This window comes from Longimicrobium sp. (assembly GCA_036387335.1).
Classification (GTDB): Bacteria; Gemmatimonadota; Gemmatimonadetes; order Longimicrobiales; family Longimicrobiaceae; genus Longimicrobium.
The window spans coordinates 1-4907 of sequence record DASVTZ010000101.1; the positions used below are offsets into that span (position 1 = coordinate 1).

The window sequence follows — 4907 nt, forward strand, 5'->3', positions numbered from 1 at the left end:
TTCCCGAGGCCTTGGGCCTCCTGAAGGGCCGTGGGAGACCACCACGTGGATAGGCGGCAGGTGCAGGACGCGCGAGCGTCAAAGCCGAGCCGTACTAAGGGCCCGTGTGGCTTGGCCGGTCCATTTGCATGGCCGGCCCCAAGTACGACAGAAGTCCGCTGACACCAGGCGGCACGAACGACGCAGCATCCGGTCTGACCTGACCGACCTACCCTTCCCATCCCGATGCTACATGTACGGCCGGTGGCCATGGCGTGGGGGATCACCCGATCCCATCCCGAACTCGGAAGTTAAGCCCCACTCGCGCGGATGGTACTGCCGGGGCCACCCGGTGGGAGAGTACGGCGCCGCCGGCCTACACATTCAAGCCCCCCGATGCTCATCCGTGAGCGTCGGGGGGCTTCTGTTCGTGCACGTGCATCCCAACAGCAGTCTCACGCAAAGCCGCGAAGACGCAAAGAAAGACCTTCGCGTGCTCCTTTGCGTCTTTGCGCCTTCGCGTGAGGCCATGCAGTTGCAGCGCCCGCGGGTGCCCACTAGCTTCCGCACATGACCGATACCGAAACGACCGTGGAGACCCGCGCCGGGCTGGTGGCGCTGGTGGGCTTTCCCAACGTCGGCAAGTCGTCGCTGATGAACCGGCTCGTCGAGCAGAAGCTCAGCATCGTCACGCCGTTCGCGCAGACGACGCGCGAGCGGGTGCTGGGGATCGACTCGCGCGACGGCGTGCAGATGGTGTTCGTCGATACGCCCGGGCTCGTGGACCCGCGCTACCTGCTGCACCGCGCGATGATGCACATCGCCCTGGACGTGATCGGCGATTCGGACGTGGTGCTCCTGCTGATCGACGCCTCCGCCGGCGTACCCGAGTTCGGGGAGGACGTGATGGAGCTGCTGGACCGCGCGCCGCGGCTGCTGGTGGTGAGCAACAAGGTGGACGTGGCGGCCGCGTCGCAGCGCGAGAGGGTGCGCGAGTGGAGCCGCGAGAGGTTCAAGGTGGAGCCCATCGAGGTTTCCGCCGTGACGGGGGAGGGGACGGAGACGCTGCGGGCCGAGATCGCGCGCCGCCTGCCCGTATCCGAGTTCCTCTATCCGGAGGAGGACGTCTCTTCGCAGCCGGTAAGGTTCTTCGTGGCGGAGCTGATCCGCGAGTCGGTCTTCGAGCTGTACTCGCAGGAGGTGCCGTACAGCGTCGCCACCAAGGTGGAGGAGTTCCGCGAGAGCGGGTCGCCGCTGTACATCCGCGCGGTGGTGTTCGTGGAACGCGCTTCGCAGAAGGCCATCGTGGTGGGGAGCGGCGGGCAGGCGATCAAGAAGCTGGGCCAGGTCTCGCGGGAGAAGATCGAGGAGTTCGTGGGCGCGCCCGTGTACCTGGACCTGTGGGTCAAGGTCCTCCCCCGCTGGCGCAAGGACCCCGTGACGCTGCAGCGCCTCGGGTTCAAACTTCCGGACGCGGAGCAGAGATCGTGATCGAGCCGTGGCTGCTGGAGATGCTGGTCTGCCCGAAGTGCAAGGGCGAGCTCCGCTACGAGCAGAGCCCCGAGTCGCTGGTGTGCGAGCGCGACCGGCTGCGCTTCGAGGTGCGCGACAACATCCCCATCATGCTGATCGACGAGGCCACTTCGCTGGACGCGCAGCCCGCGCGCTGAGGCGCCGCCGTTTGACACCGCGCCCGGCCCCGGCTACAATCCGCCCGCACGCCCCCTCCTCCCTCCGCGCCTGATCTCCCGGCATGCTTCCACGCGTACTGCTGCACTACTCGCCGCACGGCCGGGCCACGCCCGACCTGGTCCGCGAGTTCGCGACGGCGCGGGAGTACGGGCTGATCGAGGTCCACTCGCCCACCGAGCTGGAGCAGCGCGCGTCGCACAGCCACGCCGTAGCACTCATCGTGGACGGCTCCGAGCCGGCGGACGAGGCGCTCGAGCTGTGCCGGGGGATCAAGCGCGAGGTGTTCACCTCCGTGCTCCCCGTCATCATGTACGTGGCCTCCGATGCGGCGGACGAGGAGACCGCGTCGCGGGCGCTGGAGGCGGGGGCGGACGAGGTGCTGAATCCGGGCCTCTCCGCGCGCGAGTGCGAGCTGCGGCTGGCCATGGCGCTGCACCGCGCCGACCGCGACGTGGGGGTGCACCCCACCACGCTCCTGCCCGGGACGGTGCAGATCGAGCGCGACATCGCGGAGCGGCTGGCGTCGGGCGAAAAGTTCGCGGTGTGCTACGCGGACCTCGACCACTTCAAGGAGTTCAACGACCGCTACGGCTACAACCACGGCGACCGGGTGATCCTGATCCTCTCGCGGATCCTGCGCGAGGTGGTGCGGGCGCGCTCGCCGGGCGCCTTCGTGGGGCACATCGGCGGCGACGACTTCATCTTCATCGCCTCTCTGGCGGACTTCCGCGTCTGTTGCGAGGAGGTGCTCTCGGTGTTCAGCGAGCTGATCGACCTGCAGTACACCGAGGAGGACCGCGCGCGCGGCTTCTTCCTTGGCAAGGACCGCCGCGGCGGCGAGCACCAGGTGCCGCTGATGACGCTCTCGATCGGCGTGGTGACGAACGAGCACCGCAACTTCACGCACACGGCGCAGATCAGCGAGCTGGCCACGGAGATGAAGGCGTACGCCAAGACCTTCTCCGGCTCCATCTACGTGGTCGACCGCCGCTCGGAATAGCGGCTCACTGCCGAACCTCTCAAGCGGGTATCCATGAACGCCCAGTGTACGCACTGCAACACGATCTTCCGCGTCGATCCGGCCAAGGTGCCGGCGGGCGGGGTGCGCGCTCGCTGCTCCATCTGCCGCAACGTCTTCGAGATCGCCGGCGCCGCGCCTGAGCCCGCCCCCGTCGCCGCGCCTGCTCCCGTAGCAGCGCCCGCTCCGGCTCCTCCGCCCCCGCCACCGCCGGCTCCCGCGCCCGCGCCGGCACCTGCGCCCGCGCCCACCGCTCGCCCGAACCCATTCGGCGCGAACGACCCAGGCGCAAAGGCGCGGCGGCTGGCGAGGGCGCTCGTGTCGGACATCGTGACGTACCACCCGGAGCGCCGCGACCAGGCCCTGGCGAACGGCACGCTGAAGCGCGAGTTCATGGAGGAGATCAAGAAGAGCTGGGAGGAGTACGTGGCGCAGGTGGGCCCCGAGATCTCGCGCGGCACGCCCCACTTCCGCGAAGCGCTCAACGAGATCCTCGCCAAGGGTCAGCCCGTGTTCTGAACAGCAATGCAGTTGCAGTGCTGGCAGGGACGCACCCCGCCGGTTATATTTCGGGAACGCGAATACCGCGAACCTGGGCCGTCCCAGCCGGACGGCCCTTGTCGTTGCTGTCAGACAGGGGAAGACGACGATGGAAGAGCTGCGTACCGCCCTCGGCGCACACCGCGACCGGCTCGAAGAGCTAAGGGGGTTTCTTTGACATCCCTGCCAAGCAGGAGAAGCTGAACGGCCTCGAAGCCCGCATGGGGGATCCTTCGTTCTGGAACGACCAGGCGAAGGCGCGCGAGGTGATCGACGAGGCCAACAAGGTCAAGCAGTGGGTGGCGCCGTGGGCCGGCCTCACCGCCCGCGCGGCCGACGCCGCCGAGATGCTGGACCTGCTGGAGGTGGAAGAGGATCCGGGGATGCTGGCGGAGGTCACCGCCGAGATCGAGCGGATCGGCAGCGAGCTGGCCAGCCTGGAGCTGCGCAACATGCTCCAGGGGCCGGACGACCACCGCGATGCCCTGGTGACGCTGCAGTCCGGCGCCGGAGGCACCGAGTCACAGGACTGGGCGGAGATGCTCCTGCGCATGTACACCCGCTGGGCCGAGCGCCACGGCTTCGACGTGGAGCTCCTGGACCAGCAGGAGGGCGAGGAGGCGGGGATCAAGAGCGCCACGCTGGAGGTGCGCGGCGAGTACGCGTACGGCTACCTGCGCGCCGAGCGCGGCGTGCACCGCCTGGTGCGCATCTCGCCCTTCGATAGCCAGGCGCGGCGCCACACCTCGTTCGCCTCCGTCTTCGTGTACCCGTCGGTCGACGACACCATCGAGATCGAGGTGCGCGAGGAGGACATCGAGATGGACGTCTTCCGCGCGTCCGGGGCCGGCGGGCAGCACGTCAACAAGACGTCGTCCGCGGTGCGGCTGCGGCACCTTCCCAGCGGCATCGTGGTGGAGTGCCAGCAGGAGCGGTCGCAGCACAAGAACCGCGCGACCGCCATGAAGATGCTCAAGGCCCGGCTCTACCAGGCCGCGCTCGAGGCGCAGGAGAAGGAGAAGGCCAAGCTGGAGTCCACCAAGACGGACATCGGCTTCGGAAGCCAGATCCGCTCCTACGTCTTCCAGCCCTACACCATGGTCAACGACCACCGCACGGAGCTCAAGCTGCCGGACGTGGCCAAGGTGATGGACGGCGACGTGGACCCGTTCATCAACGCGTACCTGCGGGAGTTCGGGGGAGAGAAGCAGCTATGAGCGAGCCGGTAGCCACGCCGGAAGGCGGCGAGCGCATCGTCGCCGAGCGGACGGAAAAGCTCCATGCCCTGCGCGAGCGGGGGGTGGAGCCGTTCGCATACGGCTACGATCCCACGCACTCCGCCACCGCTGCGCGCGCGCTGTTCGAGGCCTGGGAAGGGCAGGGAAGCAGGGGCGACGGGCCCGCGGAGCCCGTGCGCGTCGCCGGGCGCGTCGTGGCGAAGCGGGTGATGGGAAAGAGCACCTTCATCCACCTCGCGGACCGGACGGGGCGCATCCAGCTCTACCTGCGCGTCAACGACCTGGCCGAGACGTACCCGCTCCTCGACCTGATCGACCTCAGCGACTGGCTGGGCGCGGAGGGGACGCTCTTTCGCACGCGCACCGGCGAGGTGTCGCTGCGCGTGACGTCGTTCAGCGTGCTCGCCAAGGCGATCCGTCCGCTGCCGCTGGGGAAGGAG

General features: G+C 68.7%; 6 protein-coding genes and 2 rRNA genes. All 8 read left to right on the plus strand.

All coding sequences use genetic code 11. The annotated features are described in order from the left end of the window. Window positions 1-119 (plus strand): 23S ribosomal RNA (locus tag VF647_08890); the annotation flags it as partial. Between the two features lie 120 nt (window positions 120-239). Beyond that, window positions 240-356, plus strand: a 5S ribosomal RNA gene (gene rrf, locus VF647_08895). 193 nt (window positions 357-549) lie between these two features. Then, window positions 550-1470, plus strand: coding sequence for a GTPase Era (gene era, locus VF647_08900; GenBank protein HEX8452200.1), 921 nt, complete (start codon window positions 550-552; stop codon window positions 1468-1470). Next, window positions 1467-1649: a Trm112 family protein gene (locus tag VF647_08905; GenBank protein HEX8452201.1), complete on the plus strand. Its 183-nt coding sequence runs from the start codon at window positions 1467-1469 to the stop codon at window positions 1647-1649. Before era ends, VF647_08905 begins: the two co-directional genes overlap by 4 nt. Window positions 1650-1732: 83 nt before the next feature. Then, entirely contained in the window at window positions 1733-2671 is a 939-nt protein-coding gene (locus VF647_08910) for a diguanylate cyclase (GenBank protein ID HEX8452202.1), read from the plus strand. Between the two features lie 33 nt (window positions 2672-2704). After that, window positions 2705-3208 (plus strand): zinc-ribbon domain-containing protein, encoded by a 504-nt coding sequence (locus tag VF647_08915; protein HEX8452203.1) that lies wholly within the window; start codon window positions 2705-2707, stop codon window positions 3206-3208. A 200-nt stretch (window positions 3209-3408) separates the two neighbouring features. Then, on the plus strand, window positions 3409-4446 hold the full coding sequence (prfB, locus tag VF647_08920) for a peptide chain release factor 2 (GenBank protein HEX8452204.1): 1038 nt from the start codon (window positions 3409-3411) through the stop codon (window positions 4444-4446). Next, window positions 4443-4907 (plus strand): OB-fold nucleic acid binding domain-containing protein (locus VF647_08925; protein HEX8452205.1); only part of this gene is annotated, 465 nt, incomplete at its 3' end. The genes prfB and VF647_08925, both read left to right, overlap by 4 nt.

Coding starts and splice junctions, on each gene's coding strand:
- VF647_08910 (HEX8452202.1), top strand. CDS start 1,733: ATGCTTCCACGCGTACTGCTGCACTACTCGCCGCACGGCCGGGCCACG.
- era (HEX8452200.1), top strand. CDS start 550: ATGACCGATACCGAAACGACCGTGGAGACCCGCGCCGGGCTGGTGGCG.
- VF647_08915 (HEX8452203.1), top strand. CDS start 2,705: ATGAACGCCCAGTGTACGCACTGCAACACGATCTTCCGCGTCGATCCG.